At 72.0% G+C, this 21,305-nt stretch carries 17 protein-coding genes; 3 read left to right on the top strand and 14 right to left on the bottom strand.

Annotation, left to right across the window (positions count from 1 at the left end; all coding sequences use genetic code 11):
• Positions 1-32: 32 nt before the first annotated feature.
• The 9 genes from ACIRVK_RS12935 to rimP form a co-directional block, all read right to left on the bottom strand.
• Complete coding sequence (locus ACIRVK_RS12935) at positions 33-983, bottom strand: bifunctional riboflavin kinase/FAD synthetase (RefSeq protein ID WP_404246171.1); 951 nt, start codon at positions 981-983, stop codon at positions 33-35.
• Positions 984-1,109: 126 nt separating this feature from the next.
• Positions 1,110-4,970, bottom strand: a complete 3,861-nt coding sequence (locus ACIRVK_RS12940; RefSeq protein WP_404246173.1) for a trypsin-like peptidase domain-containing protein — start codon at positions 4,968-4,970, stop codon at positions 1,110-1,112.
• Between the two features lie 256 nt (positions 4,971-5,226).
• The gene (truB, locus tag ACIRVK_RS12945; protein ID WP_404246175.1) at positions 5,227-6,132 is read right to left on the bottom strand and encodes a tRNA pseudouridine(55) synthase TruB; all 906 of its coding nucleotides are present in this window, start codon (positions 6,130-6,132) and stop codon (positions 5,227-5,229) included.
• Positions 6,129-6,581, bottom strand: coding sequence for a 30S ribosome-binding factor RbfA (rbfA, locus tag ACIRVK_RS12950; RefSeq protein WP_404246177.1), 453 nt, complete (start codon positions 6,579-6,581; stop codon positions 6,129-6,131). Before rbfA ends, truB begins: the two co-directional genes overlap by 4 nt.
• Positions 6,582-6,618: 37 nt before the next feature.
• A complete protein-coding gene (locus ACIRVK_RS12955; protein ID WP_404246179.1) occupies positions 6,619-6,912 on the bottom strand; it encodes a DUF503 domain-containing protein in 294 nt (97 codons plus the stop codon).
• A 144-nt stretch (positions 6,913-7,056) separates the two neighbouring features.
• The gene (gene infB, locus ACIRVK_RS12960) at positions 7,057-10,164 is read right to left on the bottom strand and encodes a translation initiation factor IF-2 (RefSeq protein WP_404246181.1); all 3,108 of its coding nucleotides are present in this window, start codon (positions 10,162-10,164) and stop codon (positions 7,057-7,059) included.
• Positions 10,165-10,310: 146 nt separating this feature from the next.
• The gene (locus tag ACIRVK_RS12965; protein ID WP_133047438.1) at positions 10,311-10,607 is read right to left on the bottom strand and encodes a YlxR family protein; all 297 of its coding nucleotides are present in this window, start codon (positions 10,605-10,607) and stop codon (positions 10,311-10,313) included.
• Between the two features lie 101 nt (positions 10,608-10,708).
• A complete protein-coding gene (nusA, locus tag ACIRVK_RS12970; RefSeq protein WP_133047437.1) occupies positions 10,709-11,695 on the bottom strand; it encodes a transcription termination factor NusA in 987 nt (328 codons plus the stop codon).
• Positions 11,696-11,697: 2 nt separating this feature from the next.
• On the bottom strand, positions 11,698-12,207 hold the full coding sequence (rimP, locus tag ACIRVK_RS12975; RefSeq protein ID WP_404246184.1) for a ribosome maturation factor RimP: 510 nt from the start codon (positions 12,205-12,207) through the stop codon (positions 11,698-11,700).
• A 201-nt stretch (positions 12,208-12,408) separates the two neighbouring features.
• Here rimP and ACIRVK_RS12980 point away from each other — a divergent pair, with 201 nt between their 5' ends.
• The 3 genes from ACIRVK_RS12980 to ACIRVK_RS12990 are packed head-to-tail and all read left to right on the top strand — an operon-like array spanning position 12,409 to position 14,333.
• Entirely contained in the window at positions 12,409-12,945 is a 537-nt protein-coding gene (locus tag ACIRVK_RS12980; RefSeq protein WP_404246186.1) for a hypothetical protein, read from the top strand.
• Entirely contained in the window at positions 12,942-13,406 is a 465-nt protein-coding gene (locus ACIRVK_RS12985) for a ferritin-like domain-containing protein (RefSeq protein WP_404246188.1), read from the top strand. Before ACIRVK_RS12980 ends, ACIRVK_RS12985 begins: the two co-directional genes overlap by 4 nt.
• Before the next feature lie 27 nt (positions 13,407-13,433).
• Positions 13,434-14,333: an aminoglycoside phosphotransferase family protein gene (locus ACIRVK_RS12990; protein ID WP_404246190.1), complete on the top strand. Its 900-nt coding sequence runs from the start codon at positions 13,434-13,436 to the stop codon at positions 14,331-14,333.
• A gap of 73 nt (positions 14,334-14,406) precedes the next feature.
• On the opposite strand, the gene ACIRVK_RS12995 is transcribed toward ACIRVK_RS12990, so the two are convergent.
• The 5 genes from ACIRVK_RS12995 to ispG all read right to left on the bottom strand — a co-directional run bounded on the left by ACIRVK_RS12995 (position 14,407) and on the right by ispG (position 21,144).
• Positions 14,407-16,110, bottom strand: coding sequence for a proline--tRNA ligase (locus tag ACIRVK_RS12995; RefSeq protein WP_404246192.1), 1,704 nt, complete (start codon positions 16,108-16,110; stop codon positions 14,407-14,409).
• 74 nt (positions 16,111-16,184) lie between these two features.
• The gene (locus ACIRVK_RS13000; protein WP_404246194.1) at positions 16,185-16,715 is read right to left on the bottom strand and encodes a GNAT family N-acetyltransferase; all 531 of its coding nucleotides are present in this window, start codon (positions 16,713-16,715) and stop codon (positions 16,185-16,187) included.
• Between the two features lie 53 nt (positions 16,716-16,768).
• A complete protein-coding gene (locus tag ACIRVK_RS13005) occupies positions 16,769-17,617 on the bottom strand; it encodes a GNAT family N-acetyltransferase (RefSeq protein ID WP_404246196.1) in 849 nt (282 codons plus the stop codon).
• 98 nt (positions 17,618-17,715) lie between these two features.
• Positions 17,716-19,503: an alpha-L-fucosidase gene (locus ACIRVK_RS13010; protein ID WP_404246199.1), complete on the bottom strand. Its 1,788-nt coding sequence runs from the start codon at positions 19,501-19,503 to the stop codon at positions 17,716-17,718.
• A gap of 483 nt (positions 19,504-19,986) precedes the next feature.
• A complete protein-coding gene (ispG, locus tag ACIRVK_RS13015) occupies positions 19,987-21,144 on the bottom strand; it encodes a flavodoxin-dependent (E)-4-hydroxy-3-methylbut-2-enyl-diphosphate synthase (RefSeq protein ID WP_404246201.1) in 1,158 nt (385 codons plus the stop codon).
• Between the last annotated feature and the right edge of the window lie 161 nt (positions 21,145-21,305).

Consider the following 21,305-nt stretch of genomic DNA (forward strand, 5'->3'; position numbering starts at 1 on the left):
GGCACCGGCCCCCTTCGGCGTCGTGACGAGCGCTACTGAGCGGCCGCCGCCACCAGTTCGCGGCAGCGCTTCACGTCCTCGGCCATCTGCTCCAGCAGGGCCTCCAGCGATGCGAACTTCGCCTGGCCGCGGACGAAGGCCAGGAAGTCCACTGCGACGTGCAGGCCGTACAGGTCGAGGCCGACGCGGTCGATGGCGTACGCCTCCACCGTGCGCTCGGTGCCGTCGAACTGCGGGTTCGTGCCGACGGAGATCGCGGCCGGCATCGCCTCGCCGTTCACGTGCAGCCAGCCCGCGTAGACGCCGTCGGCGGGGATGGCGGTGTGCGGGAGCGTCTCGACGTTGGCGGTGGGGAAGCCGAGTTCGCGGCCGCGCTGGGCGCCCCGGACGACCACGCCCTCCACGCGGTGCGGCCGGCCGAGGATCTCCGCGGCGCCCGCCACGTCGCCCTCGGCGACCAGGCGCCGGGTGAGGGTGGAGGAGAAGGGCTCACCGCCACCCGCCTCGCCGGACAGGTACAGGTCGACGACCTCGACCTCGAAGTCGTACGTCTTGCCCTGCTCGGCGAGGAACTCGACGTTGCCCGCGGCCTTGTGCCCGAAGCGGAAGTTCGGTCCCTCGACGACCGCCTTGGCGTGCAGCTTGTCGACCAGGACCTTGACGACGAAGTCGGCCGGCGAGAGCTTCGAGAACTCCTTGGTGAACGGCAGGATCAGCACCGCGTCCACGCCCAGGTCCGCCATCAGCTCCGCGCGACGGTGGTGCGGGGCCAGCAGCGGCGGATGGCTGCCGGGGCGCACGACCTCGCTCGGGTGCGGGTCGAAGGTGACGACGACGGAGGGCACGCCCAGCTCACGGGCGCGGCCCACGGCGTGCCGGACGATCAGCTGGTGACCGCGGTGGACCCCGTCGTACGAGCCGATGGTGACGACGCTGCGCCCCCAGTCCTCGGGGATGTCCTCCAAGCCACGCCAGCGCTGCACTGTGACCGCTCCTCGAACCCGTGTCCGTGTCTACCCGACCTCTTACGCAGGTCTAAGGGTGCCATGCCGGGCCCGCACCGCCCGCATCGGCATGGAGGCTGTGACCCGACGCACGTGACGGAGACCTCATGCGGGTACGCGGACGCCCGACAGGTTCTCCAGCATGCGGCGGGTGCTGGGGCCGACCACCGCGGCCCACGCCTGTGGGGCGTCGGTCAGCCAGCCGGCCATCCGGGCGGCGAAGCCGGGGACGCGCCGGCCGAGGTCGACCAGTCCGCGGTCGAAACGGGCCGCGCCCTCCGGGGTGCGGACCAGGAGCAGGCCGGTGCGGTGGAGGAGGTCGCGGATCTCGTCGCCGGTGTGCGGCGCGATGGCGTGCAGCAGGGCGTCGAGGACGGACGGATCGTGTTCGTGGGTGAGCAGGAACTCGAGGAGTTCTCGGCGCAGCGGGTGGGAGGCGGGGGTGCCGGGGACGGCCAGGGCGGCGGCGAGCGCGGCCCGTACCGCCTCCGGGCCGCCGTCGAGGAGGCCGGTGACGAGCGGGAGCAGGACGGCCCGGGCCGCGGGGCCCTGGTCGAGGCGGCGGTCGACGTACGCGGCCACGTCGGCGGCGGTCTCCGGGCGCTGCTGCACGGCCTCCTGCACCAGCGTGGCGACCCGGCGGGCCAGCGTGGGCGTGGTGACGTCGGCGAGGGTGCGCAGCGCCTCGCCCGGCTCCGGACGGCGCAGCCGCTCCCGGAACGCGTCGAGGACCGGTTCCGGGTGGGTGGTCAGCGCGGGCACCAGTGCGCCGGGCGGGAAGTGCGGGTCGCCGGTCGCGAAGTGCCGCAGCGCCTGCGGGAGATGACGGGCGCGCGTGTGTGGGTCGCGGACGAGGAGGGCGAGGGCGCCGCCGTGCAGCGTGCAGTCGTCGGGGCGGGCGAGCAGGGCGAGGGCGGCGTAGCTCAGTAGTTCGCGGTCGGCGACACTGCGGACGTGCGGGGCGACCCGGAGTCCGTAGGCCACCGCCGCCACCCTCCGGGCGGGGCGTTCGTCGTGCACCCAGCGGTCCACGGCCCGGCACACGGCCGACGGCTCGTCCTCGGCCAGTACGGCCAGCAACTCGTCCGCCCTGCGGTGCGCGCTCTCCACCAGTACCTCGGTCAGATCGTCCAGGGCGAGGTGCCGGTGCGTGTACAGCAGGGCCTGCGCCGCCTCGGCCACGGTCGCGTGCGGGGTCGCGGGGAGCGGGCGGTCGTCGTCGAACCAACGGGCGAGGAGGGGTTGCACGGCGGTGGGGGTGGCGGCGAGGAGGCGGGAGACGGTGTCCAGGAAGCGGGGAGCGGAGGGAAGTTGGGGCTTCGCGGCAGTGTCCTGGGGTGGGCCGTCGGCGAGGAGGAGTTGGCGGAGGAGGTCGAAGCGGTCCGCCTCCTCAAGGCGCAGGGCGGTCCAGAAGGCGGGGGCAAGGGTGGGTGGGCGGCGGGAGCAGGCGGCTTCGGCCGCCTCCGGGCGCGCTTGACGTCCGGTCGCCGCGAGGTGGTCGGCCAGCCGGCGCAGCACGTCGAGGTAGGGCGTCGCGTCCGGTACGTGCAGGAGGGTCTCGGAGAGGAGGCGGGCGGCCCACCAGGACTGGGGGTTCTTCTCCAGTTCTCGTGTCAACTCACGCAAGTGTTCTGCGAGTTGGGCGGGTCCGTTCTCGCGGCCGACGAGGAGCAGGGCCTGGACGACCGGGCCGATGCGGTGGTGCGGTACGGGGAGGGGTTGGGCGCCTTCCGTGGTGGGGCGTCGGTGGACCAGGGCGTGCAGTGCCTCGTCCAGGTCCAGGTGCATGCCCTGGATCCAGTCGGTGAGTTCCTCGTGGGCGAAGCGGTAACCGGTGCCGGCGGGGACCAGGAGCCCTTCGGTGAGGACGGCCGAGGCCCAGCCGGTGCCGCCGCCGAGGCTCTTCGGGGCCTTGCCCCAGGGGAACACCGCCTCGAACGACGGCCGGTCCAGCTCGCCCCGGCCGGGGCCCAGGCTGCGGCGCGCGGCCTCGTGGACCTGACCGGAGACCTTCGCGGCGAGGCGGCGTACGGCGGTGCCGCGCAGGCCGTTCTGGGCGGCGAGGCGGACGGCGACGCGGAGGCACATGAGGTCGAGGTAGGCCGAGAAGACGTCGTGGCGGTCCACGGGGGTGCCGTCGCACGAGTCAGGGGTGGCGGGGAGGGCCGCGCGGATCTCGGCGAGGAGACGCAGGGTGAGGGGGTGGCGGGCGTCGGCGGGGGTGAGGGCACCCTCGGGGATGCGGAGGCTCGCCCGGGCAGCGCGGGCCTCGGTGTCGGTGAGGTCGCCCAGGTGCACACAGGGCGGGAGCCAGGGCGGGTTCTCGCTCGCGTCCGGTTCGCCGGGTGGGTGCGGGCTCGGGGCGTGGAGGAGGTCGGGCGGGAACTCCGCGCCCGCGGTCTCCCAGTACTCCGCCCTGCAGGCCACCACCAGCCGGGCGCCTGTCTCGCGGAGCCAGTCCGCCGTTCCCTCGCTCCACTCGCCCAGGCGGTGGGCCAGGGCCGGGGGCATTTCCTCGGGGCCGTCCAGGAGCAGGAGCAGCGGGCGGTTCGCGGCACGGGCCGTGTGGGCGAGGCGGGTCGGGCCGGTGTCGCCGAGGTCGGCCGTGCGGGCGGACGCGGAGGCGGCGACGATGCGGGCGGCGCGGGCCAGGGCTCGGTGCGCGGCGTCGGCGACGGACGTGTCGTCGTCGTGCAGGTCGGCGCCGCGGAGCCAGAGGGTGGGGGCCGGTTCGGGGCCCCGGTGGCGGCGGGCCGCGAGGGCCGCGAGTTCGGTCGTACGGCCGCTTCCGGGCACGCCGACGAGACCGAGGACGGCGGCGGGGCCCCGCTCCCGTGTGAACGCCGCGAACTCCCTTGCCGGAGCTGCCCGTTCGACCGGTTCCACGCTCGGTCCACAGGGCGCCGAGTGACCGACGGAACCGGCCAGGGTGCCGGGCGGGCCGTCCTGGCCCACCGAGGTGGCCGTCAGTTCCAGGACGCCGGCCAGGTTGAGGTCGGCGCCGTAGGCGGGAACGGTGGCCGCGTTCCGGGCGAGCAGGTCGGTCAGGGCCTCCGCTCCCGCGGAGTTCGCGGTCGGGGAACGCAGGGGGACCGCGAAGCCGGTGTCCCGTTCGGCGGACTGGAGTGCCGTGCCGAGTACGGCGACGACCGCGCCCGTGTCGGCGTCCAGCACCGGGCCTCCGGCCGCTCCGCCGCCGAGGCGCAGCGCGTCCTGGCCGGCCGTGCCGATCGCCAGTTCCAACGCGTCCTCGACGATGTGGAAGCGGTCGGTCGCGGTGTAGGTGACGGACGTGGTGCCCAGGACCCGGGCCTCGCGCCAGCAGCCGGCGGGGAGGCGGACATAGGCGCCGGTCTCGATCCGGTCGCGGGTCGTGACGGGGAGAGGGTCGACGCCGAGGCCCTCGGTGCGCACGAGGGCCAGGTTCAAGGCGGGCAACGGCGTCACCGCGTCCGCGGTCACGAGACAGCTGCGGTCGTCGGCGGTGTGCAGGACGAGTGTGGGCAGCCCGGCGACCGCCTCGTGGCTGGTGATCACCGTCCCGTTGAGGTCCGCCAGGAAGCCGGTGCCCCGGGGCCGCCCGGCGAGGTCGCGAACGCGGACGAGACCGTCACCGTCGGCGCGACCACCGGCACCCGCGGCCCCGCGCTGCCCGCGGCCACCTGTCCGCCGTCGAGCACGCCGCTTCGCGTCGCCCCGGGACGGCCGGCCCTGCTGCTCCGCCCCGCCGACATCCCGCGCCGCATCCTCATCGCCGGACGAGCCCTGCTGCCCCCCACCGTCCACGAGCCGAGGACGGCCGTCCCCGACGGACACCCCCTGCCACTCCAGACCATCGGCCGGTGCGGGATCCCCGTGAACACCCCGCCCCCGCTCTACCACGGTCCCGTCCGTGGCCTGGTCGTGGTGTCGTTGCTCGTTCCTCGACCGGCGATCGCCTCCGCTGCGCGGATCGCGTCCCGCCATGGTCGTACCTCCCGCCGTGCACCCGTTCCTGCATTCGACGTTAGGCGCGGGATGATCAGCGGGACAGATCGCGTGGCGAACGCGCCCCCTTCCGCTCCCTCGGTTCACTCCGAGCGCCTGCCCGGACGGGTGAACAGGTGGGGGTCGCTGGATACACCCTAGGGGTGGGGGAACCGAGGGGGGACCGTGGAGCGGCGTCGCATCCCCGTGAGCGCCGCTCCACGGGCGGACAGCCCTCGCCCGCCCGTCGCGGGCGTCAGCCGAAGACGGCCAGGCTCTTCGCCTTGCCCTTCTGCGCCTCGACGAGGGCGAGGAAGCGGCCCTCGGGGTCGAAGACGGCGACCGGACCGGCCGTCGCGTACTCGTCGGGCATCTCCAGGCGGACGCCGTTGGTGAGCAGCCGGGCGCGCCTGGCGTCGACGTCCCAGCGCCGGAAGGCGGCCGTGGCCGCGTCGGCGATCGGCATCACCGTCAACTCCTGCTGCAACTGCTCCAGCGTCTTCGCCGAGTCCAGCTTGTAGGGGCCGACACGGGTGCGGCGCAGGGCGGTCAGGTGGCCGCCGACTCCGAGATCCGCGCCCAGGTCGCGGGCCAGGGCCCGGATGTAGGTGCCGGAGGAGCAGACGACGGAGACGACCAGGTCGAGGACGGGGGTGCCGTCCTCGGCGACGGACTCCCGGACGTCGTACACCGCGAAGGAGGACACGGTGACCGGCCTCGCCGGGATCTCGAACTCCTCGCCCTCGCGGGCGCGTTTGTAGGACCGCACGCCGTTGATCTTGATGGCGCTGACCTTGGACGGCACCTGCATGATGTCGCCGGTGAGCCTCGCGATCCCCGCGTCGACGGCCTCCCGGGTGACCTTCGAGGCGTCGGTCGACCCCGTGATCTCGCCCTCGGCGTCGTCGGTGACGGTCGTCTGGCCCAGGCGGATCGTGCCCAGGTACTCCTTCTCGGTCAGCGCGAGGTGCCCGAGCAGCTTGGTCGCCCGCTCGACGCCGAGGACGAGCACGCCCGTCGCCATGGGGTCGAGGGTGCCCGCGTGTCCGACGCGCCGCGTCTTCGCGATGCCGCGCATCTTGGCGACCACGTCGTGCGAAGTGAAGCCCGACGGCTTGTCGACGATGACAAGCCCGTCGGGCGTCTGGTTCTTCTGGGTCATTCGGCGGCGGCGTCCTCGTCCTCGTCCTCACCCGGCTTCTTGTACGGGTCGGCCTCGCCGGCGTACGTGGCGCCCGCCGAGACCTCGCGCACCTTCTGGTCGGACTGGCGCGCCTTGTCGAGGAGGTCCTCGATGGTCCTGGCGGTGTCCGGGAGGGCGTCGGCCACGAAGGTCAGCGTGGGCGTGAACTTCACGCCGGCCGCCGCCCCGACCGCGGACCGCAACACGCCCTTGGCGCTCTCCAGGCCGGCGGCCGCGGCCGCCCGCTCCTCGTCGTCCCCGTACACCGTGTAGAAGACGGTCGCCTCCCTCAGGTCCCCGGTGACCCGGGTGTCCGTGATGGTGACGTGCGAGCCGAGCCGCGGGTCCTTGATCCCGCGCTGCAGCTTCTGGGCCACCACCTCTCGGATGAGGTCCGCCAGCCTCTTGGCACGCGCGTTGTCGGCCACTGGTCCGTCTCCTTAGTAACTTCTCTTGCCGCTTGCTTCAGTCTTCGTCGCTGTGGAGCCTGCGTCGAACCGAGAGCAGTTCCACCTCGGGCCGCGCGGCGACCAGTCGCTCGCAGCGGTCCAGTACGTCCGTGAGGTGTCCCGTGTCCCCGGAGACCACCGCGAGCCCGATCTCAGCCCTGCGGTGGAGGTTCTGGTTGCCCGTCTCCGCCGCGCTCACCCCGTACTTGCGCTGGAGCTCGGCCACGATCGGACGGACGAGAGAGCGTTTCTCCTTCAGCGAGTGGACTTCGCCGAGGAGAAGGTCGAAGGACAGAGTCCCCACATACATGTGTGTCCGGATGTCCCGCCGGTTCGGGGTACGGGCGCCATGCTCCGACGCCGATACGGGAACCGTACACGCAACGGCCGGGGCCGATCGACGGAAATTCCGTGGAGGAACTTCCCCGCCGACCGGCCCCGATCGCGTGCTGGATCAGACGCGCGGCTTCTCGCGCATCTCGTACGTCGCGATGACGTCGTCAACCTTGATGTCGTTGAAGTTGCCGAGGTTGATACCGCCCTCGAACCCTTCGCGGATCTCGGTGACGTCGTCCTTGAAGCGACGCAGACCCTCGATGTTGAGGTTCTCCGCGACCACCTTGCCGTCGCGGATGAGGCGCGCCTTGGTGTTGCGGCGGACCTCGCCGGACCGGATGAGCACACCGGCGATGTTGCCCAGCTTGGACGACTTGAAGACCTCGCGGATCTCCGCCGTACCGAGCTCGACCTCCTCGAACTCCGGCTTCAGCATGCCCTTCAGGGCCGCTTCGATCTCCTCGATCGCCTGGTAGATGACCGAGTAGTACCGGACGTCCACGCCCTCGCGCTCGGCCATCTGCGCCGCGCGGCCCGCCGCACGGACGTTGAAGCCGATCACGATGGCGTCGGAGCCCATCGCCAGGTCGATGTCCGACTCCGTGACCGCACCGACACCGCGGTGCAGGACGCGGATGTCGACCTCTTCGCCGACGTCCAGCTGGAGCAGGGAGGATTCCAGGGCCTCGACCGATCCGGACGCGTCGCCCTTGATGATCAGGTTCAGCTGCTGGACCTCGCCGGCCTTGAGCACCTTGTCCAGGTCCTCCAGCGACACACGGCGCGTGCGCTTGGCGAACGCGGCGTTGCGTTCACGGGCGGCGCGCTTCTCGGCGATCTGACGGGCCGTACGGTCCTCGTCGACCACCAGGAAGTTGTCGCCCGCACCCGGGACGTTGGTCAGGCCCAGGACCTGGACCGGCGTCGAGGGTCCGGCCTCGGCGACGTTGTTGCCGTTGTCGTCGAGCATGGCGCGGACGCGACCGTAGGCGTCGCCCACGACCATCGTGTCGCCGACCCGCAGGGTGCCTCGCTGGACGAGGACCGTCGAGACGGCACCGCGGCCGCGGTCGAGGCGGGACTCGATCGAGATGCCCTGCGCGTCCTGGTTCGGGTTGGCCCGCAGGTCGAGCGAGGCGTCCGCGGTCAGGATCACGGCCTCCAGCAGGGAGTCGATGTGCAGACCCTGCTTGGCGGAGATGTCGACGAACATGGTGTCGCCGCCGTACTCCTCGGCCACGAGGCCGTACTCGGTGAGCTGACCGCGCACCTTGGTCGGGTCGGCACCCTCGACGTCGATCTTGTTGACCGCGACGACGATCGGGACGTCGGCCGCCTTGGCGTGGTTGAGCGCCTCGACCGTCTGCGGCATGACGCCGTCGTTGGCCGCGACGACCAGGATCGCGATGTCGGTCGACTTCGCACCACGGGCACGCATGGCGGTGAACGCCTCGTGACCCGGGGTGTCGATGAAGGTGATCTTGCGCTCTTCGTCGTTGACCTCGGTGGCGACCTGGTAGGCACCGATGTGCTGGGTGATGCCGCCGGCCTCGCCCGCGATGACGTTCGTCTTGCGGATGGCGTCCAGAAGACGCGTCTTGCCGTGGTCGACGTGACCCATGACGGTGACGACCGGCGGACGGACCACGAGGTCCTCCTCGCCGCCCTCGTCCTCGCCGAACTCGATGTCGAAGGACTCGAGCAGCTCGCGGTCCTCCTCCTCGGGGCTGACGATCTGAACCGTGTAGTTCATCTCGTCGGCGAGGAGCTGCAGCGTCTCGTCGGAGACGGACTGCGTGGCCGTGACCATCTCGCCCAGGTTCATCATGACCGCGACGAGGGACGCCGGGTTGGCGTTGATCTTCTCCGCGAAGTCGGTGAGCGACGCGCCACGGGAGAGACGGATGCTCTCGCCGTTGCCGCGCGGCAGCATCACGCCGCCGACGCTCGGGGCCTGCATGGCCTCGTACTCCTGGCGCCTCTGCCGCTTCGACTTGCGACCGCGACGCGCGGGACCGCCGGGACGGCCGAAGGCGCCCTGCGTGCCACCGCGACCGCCCGGACCGCCGGGACGACCGCCGAAGCCTGGACGGCCACCGCCGCCGGCACCCGCACCGGGACCGCCGGGACGACCGGCGAAGCCGCCGCCACCGCCACCGGGACCACCGGGACGGCCTGCGAAGCCGCCACCGCCGCCGCCACCCGGACGACCGGCGAAGCCGCCGCCGCCCGGACGACCGCCGCCGCCACCGGGGCGACCGCCGCCACCGGGACCGCGGCCGCCGGGGCCACCGCCACCGGGACGCGGGCCCGCGGCGGGACGCTGCGGCATCATGCCTGGGTTGGGACGCGGGCCGCCGGGGCCGCCGCCGGGACGGGGACCGCCCTGCGGACGGGGCATGCCGCCCGGGGTCGGACGCGTGCCGCCCGGAGCCTGCGGACGGGGACCGCCCGCCGCGCCCTGGGGACGGGGACCGCCCTGGCCCTGCGGACGCGGGGCGCCGCCGGGAGCACCGGGGCCGCCCGGGCCGCCGGGACGCGGGGCGCCACCCGGACGGGGCGCCTGCGGGCGCGCCATGCCGGTGGAGCCGCCGGAGGTGAAGGGGTTGTTGCCCGGACGGGGACCGGCCGGACGGGCACCGGGACGCGGCGCCTGACCGCCCGGACGCTGACCGGCGGGACGGTCGCCGCGCTGGCCGCCGCCCTGACCGGGACCGGCCGGACGCGGGGCGCCGGGACGGGGAGCCTGGCCGCTGGGACGCGGAGCACCGGGACGCGGGCCGGAGCCCTGGGAGGCGGCCGGGGCCGCGGGAGCCGCCGGAGGGGCGGTGAACTCGGGCGCGGTCGGAGCCGGGGACGCCGGGGCGGGCCGCGGCGCGGGCTTCGGGCCCGGGGTGGGACGGGGGCCGGGAGCGGCCGGCGCGGCGGGAGCCGCGGGCCTCTCGTCGGCGGCCGGCTTGGGGGCCGGCGGGCGCGGGGCGGCCGGACGGGCGGCCTGCGCGGAAGAGGGGGCTGCCGGACGAGCCGGGGCAGCCTTGCGTGCGGGGGCGGACTTGCCGCCTCCGTTGCCCTGCTGGAGGGCGTCCGTCAGCTTGCGGACAACGGGCGCTTCGATGGTCGAAGACGCCGAACGGACGAATTCACCGAGTTCCTGGAGCTTGGCCATGACGACCTTGCTCTCCACCCCGAACTCCTTGGCGAGTTCGTATACCCGGACCTTAGCCACTTCGCTCCTTTTAGGTCCGGGTGCGTCCGGACCGTCGCTACTTCATGGGCGTACTCATCGCGTGCTCATCGAGTGCTCATCGCAATCTCGACCTACTTCCAACTCGCGGGGTACCTGGGACCGCACGGGGTTCCGTACGGCATGTCTTACGGTGTTGCCTGCTCGGCAACTGTTGTCTGCTCGACGTACTGGCGCAACGCCTTAATGTCGAGCGCTCCCGGGGCGCGCAGCGCCCTCGTGAACGCCCGGCGGCGTACCGCCTGGTCGAGACAGACCGAGGCGGGGTGTACATAGGCACCCCGGCCGGGCAGCGTACCGCGAGGATCGGGGACGCAAGCGTCCTTGATCGCCACGATGCGCAGCAGATCTGTCTTGGCCGCTCGTTCCCGGCACCCCACACAGGTGCGTTCAGGGCAGGCGCGGGCGTGCGTCCGGCCAGACACTCCTCAGTCTACCTCCCCGTACCGACCTCACCCCTTTGGGTGAGGATTCGAACAGCTGCCGGGCAAGATCCGTCCGGATCCAACCCACCGCGGGCCGAGATCTATTCCCCGGCCTGCTCGGTGTCGGGCCGGATGTCGATCCGCCAGCCGGTCAGCCGGGCGGCGAGACGGGCGTTCTGGCCCTCCTTGCCGATCGCCAGCGACAGCTGGTAGTCCGGCACCGTCACGCGCGCGGAGCGGGCGGCGAGGTCGACGACCTCCACCTTGGAGACCCGGGCCGGCGAGAGCGCGTTGGCGACCATCTCGGCCGGGTCGTCGGACCAGTCGACGATGTCGATCTTCTCACCGTTCAGCTCGCCCATCACGTTGCGCACCCGGCCGCCCATGGGGCCGATGCAGGCGCCCTTGGCGTTCAGGCCCGAACGGGTGGACCGTACGGCGATCTTGGTGCGGTGGCCGGCCTCACGGGCGATCGCGGCGATCTCCACCGACCCGTCGGCGATCTCCGGCACTTCCAGGGCGAAGAGCTTCTTGACCAGGTTGGGGTGGGTGCGGGAGAGGGTGACCGAGGGGCCTCGGACGCCCTTCGCCACCCGTACGACGTACGACCGCAGCCGCATGCCGTGCGGGTAGGTCTCGCCCGGCACCTGCTCCTGCACCGGCAGGATGGCCTCCAGCTTGCCGATGTCCACGAGCACGTTCTTCGGGTCGCGGCCCTGCTGGACCACTCCGGTGACGATGTCGCCCTCGCGGCCGGCGTACTCGCCGAGCGTCGCGTCGTCCTCGGCGTCGCGCAACCGCTGCAGGATGACCTGCTTGGCGGTGGTGGCGGCGATACGGCCGAAGCCGGACGGGGTGTCGTCGAACTCGCGGGGCTCCTGGCCCTCCTCGAGGTCCTCGGGGTCCTCCTTCGCCCACACGGTCACATGCCCGGTCTCCCGGTTGAGCTCCACGCGCGCGTGGCGGCGGCTTCCCTCGGTGCGGTGGTAGGCGATGAGGAGGGCCGACTCGATCGCCTCGACCAGCAGGTCGAAGGAGATCTCCTTCTCCCGAACCAAGCCCCGCAGGGCACTCATGTCGATGTCCACGGCTACGCCTCCTCTTCCTTCTTGTCGTCCTTGTCGTCCTTGCGGCTGAACTCGACCTGCACGCGCGCCTTCTCGACGTCCTGGAAGGCGACTCTGCGGCCGGTGGGCCTGCGTCCCTTGACACCGGGCACTTCGAGGTCGACACCGTCGTCGTCGACCTTGAGGATCCTGGCGACCAGTTCGTCGCCGCCGGCCAGCCGGAACTTCACCAGCCGGTCGACCGCGCGGACGTAGTGCCGGTGCTCCTTGAGGAGGCGCTCCGCGCCCGGGGTGCCGACCTCGAGGGTGTACTCGCCCTCGCCCATCGCGTCGCTCTCGTCGAGCTTCGCCGAGAGCGCGCGGCTCACATCGGCGATCTGGTCCAGGTCGGCACCGGTGTCGGAGTCGACGACGACGCGCAGCACCCGCTTGCGTCCGACGGAGTCCACTGCGATCTCTTCGAGATCCAGGCCCTGGGAGCTGACGAGCGGTTCCAGGAGCTCTCGCAGCCTCTCGCTCTGGGTGGTGCTCATCCGGGTGACTCCTCGGCCGCGTGTGCTGTTGTGGGATGGGTCGCGTGTCTGGTCAAAGGGTATCCGGTCGCAGGAGGTGTTGCCGTCCACCTGTGCACGGCCGGTGCCGATGGGCGGCACCGAACGTGAGCGCGGGTACCGTGATCACGGCGGGCCACTCCCCGCCGGTGTGTTCGTACGAGTTCCCCGAGGACGTCAGCCGTGCCGTACCCCCCACCGCCGCGCATCCCCTCGGGGCCGCGCCGAAGATCCCTGCTCGCCTCGGCCGCCGGTGCCGCCCTGCTGGCGGGCTGCTCGTCCGGTGCCGACTCGCGGGAGAGCACGGGCGGCAGCCCGTCCGTCACCGCGAAGGCACGCGCGAGTGCGGCGCGGGAGAGCGCGGGGCTGCTGGAGCGGTACGACGCCGTGCTCGCCGCCCATCCGGCGGTGGCCGAGCGGCTGCGGCCACTGCGGGCGGAGGTCGTTCGGCACACGGAGGCGTTCGGGGGGACGGTCGAGAAGGGAAGCCCGGCCTCATCGTCGCCGTCGATGTCACCCTCGCCGTCGGTGTCACCGTCCGCCGCCGTGCCGGTGAGCGAGAAGGACGCCCTCGCCCAGCTCGCCGCCGCCGAGCGGACGCTGGCCGACCGGCGTGCGGCGGCGCTGCTTGACGTGCCCGGCGAGCTGGCGCGGCTCCTGGCCTCGGTGGCGGCGGCCGGAGCGGCGCACGCGTATCTGCTGACGGAGGCGGCCGGATGAGTGGCGAGAGCAGCGCAAGGGCGCTGAAAGCCCTGCAGGCCGCGCTGGCCGCCGAGCACGCGGCGGTGTACGGCTACGGGGTGGTGGGCGGACGGATCGGTGCGGACCGACGCGCCGAGGCCCGTGCCGCGTACGACGGCCACCGCGCCCGGCGCGACGCGCTGACCCGGCAGATCCAGGACCTGGGCGGCACGCCGGTGGCCGCGGCGGCGGCGTACGCGCTGCCCTTCCCGGTGCCGGATGCGGCGGCGGCCGTGCGGCTGGCCGCGGAGCTGGAGGACCGGGTGGCCGACGTGTACTCCGACCTGGTGCGGGCGGCCGACGGCGAGCGGCGCCGGCTGGGCGCCGAGGCACTGCGGGAGGCGGCGGTGCGGTCGGTGCGCTGGAGCGGCCGGAGCGTAGCCTTCCCTGGGCTCGCCGAACGGGCGACGCCGACCGCCTCGCCGACGCCCTCGGCTTGACCGGCATCCGAAGGGAGCGACTCGCGTATGGCTTTCGAACCGCCGCAGCGTCTGGTGCGGGCGCTTCGTGAGAGCGCGCCGGACGGTGACGACTGGTTGGGGAAGCTGCCCGAGGCGGCTCGACAGGCCGTCGCACTACGCGAGTTGACCGTGGAGCGGGTGCAGGTGCCGGGCGGTCGCAGCAGCCTGGTGGTGCTGGTCCGGCGCGTCGACGGCACTCCCGCCGTGCTGAAGCTGGCGCCGCCGCGGTTCCGGCCGGAGGCGGAGCGGGCGGCGCTCGCGCACTGGGGCGGGACGGGGACCGTACAACTCGTCGAGGCGCCCGTGCAGGAGGGGGTGCTGCTGCTGGAGCGGCTGCACCCCGACGTGTCGGTGCGGTCGTTGCCGGAGGCCAAGGCGCTGCTGGAGGCGGCGGGGATGCTGCGCCGGCTGTGGGTCGAGCCGCCCGCCGGTCATCCCTTCGAGAACGTCGCCGAACGCACGGGACGGCAGGCGGCGGCCATGCGGGCCGGTGCGGGTGCCTTCCGCGAGGTGGCGGGGCTCGTCGACGCGGCGCTGGCCGCGCGGGCCGAGCTGGTCGCGGGGCCGCCCGAGGACCGGTTGCTGCACGGGACGTTCCGGCAGAGCAAGGTGCTCGCCGGGGAGCGGATGCCATGGCTGGCCGTGGGGCCGGATCCGGTGGTCGGTGAGAGCGCGTTCGACCTGGCGCGGCTGGTGCGGGACCGGGTGGAGGACCTGATCGCCTCGCCGTCGGGGGCGGCGACGACCCGGCGACGGGTGAAGCGGCTCGCCGAGTCGCTGGACGTGGATCAGGAGCGGTTGCGCGGGTGGACGCTGTTCCGGGCCGTGGAGTCCGGGGTGCGGGCTCTGCGCGTGGGGCGTACGCGGGACGCGGAGCTGTTGCTGGAGTTCGCCGGGTGGCTGTAGGGCGCGGTCGCGACCTGGCGCGCCCTTCCCCGCACCCCTCTCGGGCGCGGGGAAGGAACTGAAGAGCTGTTGTTCAGGCCGTCAGGCGTGCGATCGCCTCGTCCACCGTCAGCTCCTCGCGCTCGCCGGTCTTGCGGTCCTTGAGCTCCAGCACGCCCTCGGCGGAGCGGCGGCCGGCGACCAGGATCTGCGGGACGCCGATGAGTTCGGCGTCGGTGAACTTCACGCCCGGGGAGACACCGGCCCGGTCGTCCACCAGGACCCGCAGGCCGGCGGCGCGCAGCTTCTCGGAGACCTCGAGGGCCAGGTCGATCTGCAGGGCCTTGCCCGCGGCGACCACGTGCACGTCGGCCGGCGCGACCTCCTTGGGCCACACCAGGCCCTTGTCGTCGGCGGTCTGCTCGGCGAGCGCGGCGACGGCGCGGGAGACGCCGATGCCGTACGAGCCCATGGTCACGCGGACCGGCTTGCCGTTCTGGCCGAGGACGTCGAGCTTGAGGGCGTCGGCGTACTTGCGGCCCAGCTGGAAGATGTGGCCGATCTCGATGGCGCGGTCCAGCTTGAGGCCGGTGCCGCACCGGGGGCAGGGGTCGCCCTCCTGGACGACCACGACGTCGACGTACTCGTCGACCTCGAAGTCACGGCCGGCGACGACGTTCTTCGCGTGCGTGTGGGCTTTGTTGGCGCCGGTGATCCAGGCGGTGCCGGGGGCCACGCGCGGGTCGGCGATGTACCGGACCTTCTCGCCGCGGCCCTGCGGACCGACGTAACCGCGGACGAGGTCGGGGCGGCCGGCGAAGTCGGCTTCCGTCACCATCTCGACGACCGCCGGGGCGAAGTGCGCCTCCACCTTGTCCATGTCGACCTCGCGGTCACCGGGCACGCCCACGGCGACGATCTCCCCGTCGACCTTCACGAGGAGGTTCTTGAGGGTGGCGGAGGCCTCGACACCGAGGTGGGCGGCGAGCGTCTCGATGGTGGGGGTGTCGGGGGTGGGGATCTCCTCGAGCGCGGGCACGCCCGCGGCGTCCACCGGCTTCAGCTCGTACGTGATCGCCTCGGTGTTGGCGGCGAAGTCGCAGTGGGGGCAGTCGGCGAAGGTGTCCTCGCCGGCCTCGGCCGGGGCGAGGAACTCCTCCGACTTCGAGCCGCCCATGGCGCCCGCGGTCGCGGCGCAGATGCGGTAGTCGAGCCCGAGGCGCTCGAAGACGCGCTGGTAGGCCTGGCGGTGCAGGGCGTAGGACCGGGCGAGGCCCTCGTCCTCGGTGTCGAAGGAGTAGGAGTCCTTCATCAGGAACTCGCGGCCGCGCAGGATGCCGGCCCGAGGGCGGGCCTCGTCGCGGTACTTGTGCTGGATCTGGTAGAGGATGACCGGCAGGTCCTTGTAGGAGGACGTCTGGTCCTTGACCAGCAGGGTGAAGATCTCCTCGTGGGTGGGGCCGAGGAGGTAGTCGCCGCCCTTGCGGTCCTTGAGGCGGAACAGCTCCTGGCCGTACTCGTCCCAGCGGCCCGTGGCGTCGTAGGGCTCGCGCGGCAGCAGGGCGGGGAGCAGCACCTCCTGGGCACCGATCGCGTCCATCTCCTCACGGACGACGCGCTCGACGTTGGCCAGCACCTTCTTCCCCAGCGGCAGCCAGCTCCAGATGCCGGCCGCGGTCCGGCGTACGTAGCCGGCGCGCACGAGCAGCTTGTGGCTGAGGACCTCGGCGTCCGCCGGGTCGTCGCGCAGGGTCTTCGCCATCAACTGGGACATGCGCTGGACCGGTGCGTTGGCCATGGTTCTCGTACTCCTGCCGGGAAAACGGTGATGGCAAGGAGGTTAGCCGGGTGGGCTGGGCCGGTGGAAATCCGTCAGCGGCGGCGCAGGGGCAGGGGGGCGCCCATCACGGCGTACGGCTTCGGGGCGCTGGGGAACAGGACGCGGCGGGCCAGGTCCTGGTAGCCGAGGGAGTGGTAGAGGCCGCGGGCCGGGCTGTCGGTATCGATCGCGGACAGGATCGAGCGGGGTTCGCCGGCGCCGTCGGTGATGGTGGTGATCAGGGAGCGGCCGACACCGCGGTTCTGGTAGTGCGGGTGGACGTGCAGTTCGGTGATCACGAAGGAGTTGTCGAGCCACTCGTCGTGGCCCTGCGCGCGCAGGTAGGGCTCGACGACCGTCGACCACCAGTGGGTGCGGTCGTTGGGCATGCCGTACACGAAGCCGACGAGGTTCCCTCCGGCGGTCGCGCCGAGGGCCCGCGCGCCCGGGTAGGTCATGTGGCGCAGGACGATCTGACGGCGGACGGCGATTTCGTCCGCGCCCAGTCCGAAGGCGACGGCTTGGACGGCGAGGGCCTCGTCCACGTGGGCGGGGAGGTCCAAGGGGCCGATCACGAGGTCCATGCGGGGGAGACTACAGGTCGCCGCGCAGGTCGGAACAGCGCGTTGATCAGCGGTCAGAACAGCACGCTCATGAACGCGCCGACCTCCCGGAACCCCACCCTCAGGTAGGTGCGCCGCGCCGGGGTGTTGAAGTCGTTCACGTACAGGCTCACCACCGGGGCCACGTCGGCCAGCGCGTACCGCAGGACCGCTGCCATCCCCGGCGCCGCTATGCCCCTCCCCCGGTACTCGGGGGCCACCCACACCCCCTGGATCTGGCAGGCGCGGTCCGTCGCGGCGCCGATCTCGGCCTTGAAGACGACCTTGCCCTGTTCGTCGAGGCGGGCGAACGACCGCCCCGCGGCGACCAGTTCTGCGACACGGGCCTGGTACAGCAGTCCGCCGTCCCCCGCCAGCGGCGAGACGCCGACCTCCTCGGTGAACATCGCCACGCACGCCGGCATGATCGTCTCCATCTCGTCCTTGCGGATGCGGCGGACGTAGGGATCGGCGGCGATGTCGGCGGGCATGCGGTCGGTGACCATGAGGGGCTGGTGGGCGCGGACCTCGCGGGCCGGGCCCCAACTGGGCTCGAGCAGGCGCCAGAGCTGGGTGGTGGCGTCGGCGGGGCCGACGATGGAGGAGCAGCGGCGGCCCGCGCGGCGGGCGCGGTCGGCGAAGGCGCGTACGGCACGCGGAGTGGCGCAGATCGGGACGAGGTTGGCGCCGGCGTAGCAGAGGGAGGTCAGCATGCCGTCCTCGTAGAAGCCCCACATCTCGCCGCCCAGCCGCCACGGGTCGAGGCCGGCGACCTGGACCCGCGACGTCACGAAGGCGTTCGCGACCGGCTCGCGGTCGAGGACGGCGAGCGCGGCGTCCAGGTCGCTCGGTTCGAGCACCCGGGAGGTGGACTGGGTCAACACGTGCGGAGCCTCACGCCTGGGGTTCTGCTGATCTCCGCACTGTACCTGCCGAATCTGGGCCGCGCCGCCCCGTGCGGCGACGCGGCAGCAGCCGTGCGTCAGCCGTGGCTCGTGGGGTGGCCGTAGCCGACCTGTATCTCGTCGATCCTCAGCTGGTGGTAGTAGGCGGGCACGGTCGGGGCGGCCCAGGTGGTGGGCACGTCGAGGCGGATGTAGCGGGTGCGGAGGCGGGCGGGGAGGTCGATGAAGCGGATGCCGCGGGCGCTCTCCAGGACACCGGCCCGCACTTGACGCCACGTGGTGCCGTCGTCACTCACGGACACGGTGTAGTCCTTGATCCGCGCGGAGTCCTCCTTCCTGCCGAAGCTCTCCCTGTTGTACGTCGGCGACCACTCGCGCTGGTTGATGCCGAGGAAGGACGCCCTGCGGACGCGGCCGAGGTCGAGGGTGTAACTGGCGGGCAGGACACCCTGGTTGTCGGTGTACGTGGTGAAGTCGCCGTCGGTGAGGGCGGGTTCGGACGCCTTCACGACGCCGGTGGGGTAGACGCCCTGCCGGTTCGGTGCCGTGCGGACCTCGAGGACGGTGTCGTAGGGGTCCCAGTCGGTGATCCCCTTGACGGTGAGGGTGCCGTCGCGCTGGTCGAAGTGGAACCTGCGCCCCGTGCGCAGGTCGGTGATCCGCTCGATCCGGTAGCCGTTGTCGCGGATGCGGACCTGGTCGCCGGAGGCCGGCTTGGTGGTGATGTGGACGTACTGGGTGGTGCGGTCGGTGCGGCTGACGGTGATGTAGCCGTAGGAGCCGTCGTTCCAGCTGCCGGGCTGCATGCCGCCGTACATGAAGCCGCCGCCGTACACGCCGTGCAGGGACTGCCAGACGGGCGGGAGGTACTGCTTCATCAGGTCGATGAACTTCTCCTGCTGGGGCGGGAAGCGACCGCCCACCATGGCGGTGAAGTCCATCAGGGAGAGGATGGAGTTGCCCGCGTTGGCGATGTACCGGTCGACGTTGAGGCCGGTCGACACCGGGCGGTCCTGGCCGTCGTACCACCAACTGCCCGTGTCGGGGACCTTGAACGAGGACTCGGTGAGGCGGGGCATGGGGGTCCAGATCGCCGACGGCTGGTCGTACGGCGGGGTCATGCCGACCTTCTGCTCATGGGACACCATGTCCATGATCGGGGTGTCCTCGTTGTTGTTGCTCAGGGTCATGTCGGGGCGCAACTGACGGATCTGTTCGTAGAGTTGGTGCTGCAGCCAGTACTCGTTGTCGTTGTCGATCCAGAAGCCCGCCAGCTTCGGGTAGTTCTTCATGACCTCGAAGAAGTTGTCGTAGCTGAACTCGCCGAAGCCCTCGCGGGTGGTGAGGTCGACGTCGTGGCCCTTGTAGGCGGAGTAGGCGGCCGAGTTCAGGCTCTCCACGCCCTGTTCGTTGTGCCACTTGGGGTCGTCGGTCATGTAGAGGATGACCTTGAGGCCCTTCTTGGCGGCCGCGTCGACGAGTTCGCCGAGGATGTCCCGCTTGGTCGAGCAGGAGCCGGGGATCTTCGACGGCCACGGGCGGGCGTAGCCGAGGCGGGAGTGGAAGGTGGCGAGCACGATGTAGCTCGCGCGGATCTTGCGGGCCTCGTCGACCCAGTAGTCAGGGTTCCAGCCGCCGTCGGTGACGCCCTTCTCCCAGCTCGCGCAGTCGACGTGCCTGGGCGCGGTGAACATGCCCCAGTGCAGGAACATGCCGGCGGTGGCGTTGCGGAGCATGGTCTGGCGGGGCGGGTAGGAGGGGTGGTGGGCGACGCCCGCCTGGGCGGCGGGCGCGCTGAACAGGCCGCAGAGGAGGGTCAGTACGGCCACCCACAGCAGGTGGGCGGTGTGCCGTGCGGGTCTCATGGACAGGTGACCTCTGTTCCGTTGACGGACGCTTTCCTCAGGACAGATCCGGTGCGGACCTGGGGACGTGCGCACTGTCATCGGATGACTTGACGGCGGGGGACTCGCAGGCAGCTAGGCCACCAATGGTCAGCAGGGCCGATAAAGCCAGCCTACCTGCGGATTTCTGACGATCAGACAGCGCTTCCTCGGTCCGTATGCTCGAACAAGATCCTGCGATACATCGGAGCTGTCAAGACACTGAGCTCAGATTGGTCCGGACGAACCGTGTCCCCGCCCGCGGCGAGGGACCTGCGGGGCAGGCATCGGCCGTCTCGACGGCGGTTCGGTCGGCGGCACGTGGATGTCGGCGTTGTTGAACGCCATGTCCCCGCGGCCGGAGGCGCCGGCGACGAAGGCGACCTGCCCGGCGGCCTCCACGTCTCCGCCACCAGTGACGAGGCACGGCGAACCCGGCCTCGTCACCCTTGGCTGCCCGGCCCGTCAGCCCTTGACGGACACCTCGGGCTCGCCCGACGCGACACCCGCCGCCTCCATCTGCTCGGCCAGCTTCATGGCCTCCTCGATGAGGGTCTCGACGATCTTGGACTCGGGGACGGTCTTGATGACCTCGCCCTTGACGAAGATCTGCCCCTTGCCGTTGCCGGACGCGACGCCGAGGTCCGCCTCCCGGGCCTCACCCGGGCCGTTGACGACGCAGCCCATGACGGCCACCCGAAGCGGGACGTCCATACCGGTGAGGCCCGCCGTGACCTCCTCGGCGAGCTTGTAGACATCGACCTGCGCGCGTCCGCAGGACGGGCAGGACACGATCTCGAGGCCGCGCTGCTTGAGGTTCAGGGACTCCAGGATCTGGTTGCCGACCTTGACCTCCTCCACCGGAGGCGCGGACAGGGACACGCGGATCGTGTCGCCGATGCCCTGGGAGAGCAGCGCGCCGAAGGCGACCGCCGACTTGATGGTGCCCTGGAACGCGGGGCCCGCCTCCGTCACACCGAGGTGCAGCGGGTACTCGCACTGGGCGGCGAGCTGCCGGTAGGCCTCGATCATCACGACCGGGTCGTTGTGCTTCACCGAGATCTTGATGTCCCGGAAGTCGTGCTCCTCGAAGAGCGACGCCTCCCACAGCGCGGACTCGACCAGCGCCTCGGGCGTCGCCTTGCCGTACTTCTGCAGCAGCCGCCGGTCGAGCGAGCCGGCGTTGACGCCGATCCGGATCGGCGTGCCGTGGTCCTTGGCGGCCCGCGCGATCTCCTTGACCTTGTCGTCGAACTGCTTGATGTTGCCGGGGTTCACCCGCACCGCCGCGCAGCCGGCCTCGATCGCCGCGAACACGTACTTCGGCTGGAAGTGGATGTCGGCGATGACGGGGATCTGCGACTTCCTGGCGATCGTCGCGAGCGCGTCGGCGTCGTCCTGGGTGGGGCAGGCCACCCGCACGATCTGGCAGCCGGACGCGGTCAGCTCGGCGATCTGCTGCAGGGTCGCGCCGATGTCGGACGTACGGGTGGTGGTCATGGACTGCACCGACACGGGCGCGTCACCGCCCACCGCCACGGACCCGACCTGGATCTGCCGGCTCTTCCGACGCTCGGCAACCCTGGTCGGAACGGACGGCATGCCGAGAGAAATCGCAGTCATCTGCTGTGCAACCCCAAGTCGTGGATCAAGATCCGGCCCCGTCAGCAGCGGGCTCCGGACATCGAGATTACGGCACGCGCGCGGACCCGAGCACATCCCCCACGTCCAAACCCACTCGAACGAAGGCGGCCCGGAAGCTGGGCTCCGGGCCGCCGTGAACT

Source organism: Streptomyces sp. NPDC101152 (assembly GCF_044768275.1).
Lineage (GTDB): Bacteria > Actinomycetota > Actinomycetes > Streptomycetales > Streptomycetaceae > Streptomyces.

Bases quoted from the DNA above. Each gene is read 5' to 3' on its own strand.
- ACIRVK_RS12940 (WP_404246173.1), bottom strand. From the start codon at position 4,970: ATGGCGGGACGCGATCCGCGCAGCGGAGGCGATCGCCGGTCGAGGAAC.
- truB (WP_404246175.1), bottom strand. From the start codon at position 6,132: ATGACCCAGAAGAACCAGACGCCCGACGGGCTTGTCATCGTCGACAAG.
- ACIRVK_RS12955 (WP_404246179.1), bottom strand. From the start codon at position 6,912: ATGTATGTGGGGACTCTGTCCTTCGACCTTCTCCTCGGCGAAGTCCAC.
- rimP (WP_404246184.1), bottom strand. From the start codon at position 12,207: ATGAGCACCACCCAGAGCGAGAGGCTGCGAGAGCTCCTGGAACCGCTC.
- ACIRVK_RS12985 (WP_404246188.1), top strand. From the start codon at position 12,942: ATGAGTGGCGAGAGCAGCGCAAGGGCGCTGAAAGCCCTGCAGGCCGCG.
- ACIRVK_RS12990 (WP_404246190.1), top strand. From the start codon at position 13,434: ATGGCTTTCGAACCGCCGCAGCGTCTGGTGCGGGCGCTTCGTGAGAGC.
- ACIRVK_RS12995 (WP_404246192.1), bottom strand. From the start codon at position 16,110: ATGGCCAACGCACCGGTCCAGCGCATGTCCCAGTTGATGGCGAAGACC.
- ACIRVK_RS13000 (WP_404246194.1), bottom strand. From the start codon at position 16,715: ATGGACCTCGTGATCGGCCCCTTGGACCTCCCCGCCCACGTGGACGAG.
- ACIRVK_RS13010 (WP_404246199.1), bottom strand. From the start codon at position 19,503: ATGAGACCCGCACGGCACACCGCCCACCTGCTGTGGGTGGCCGTACTG.
- ispG (WP_404246201.1), bottom strand. From the start codon at position 21,144: ATGACTGCGATTTCTCTCGGCATGCCGTCCGTTCCGACCAGGGTTGCC.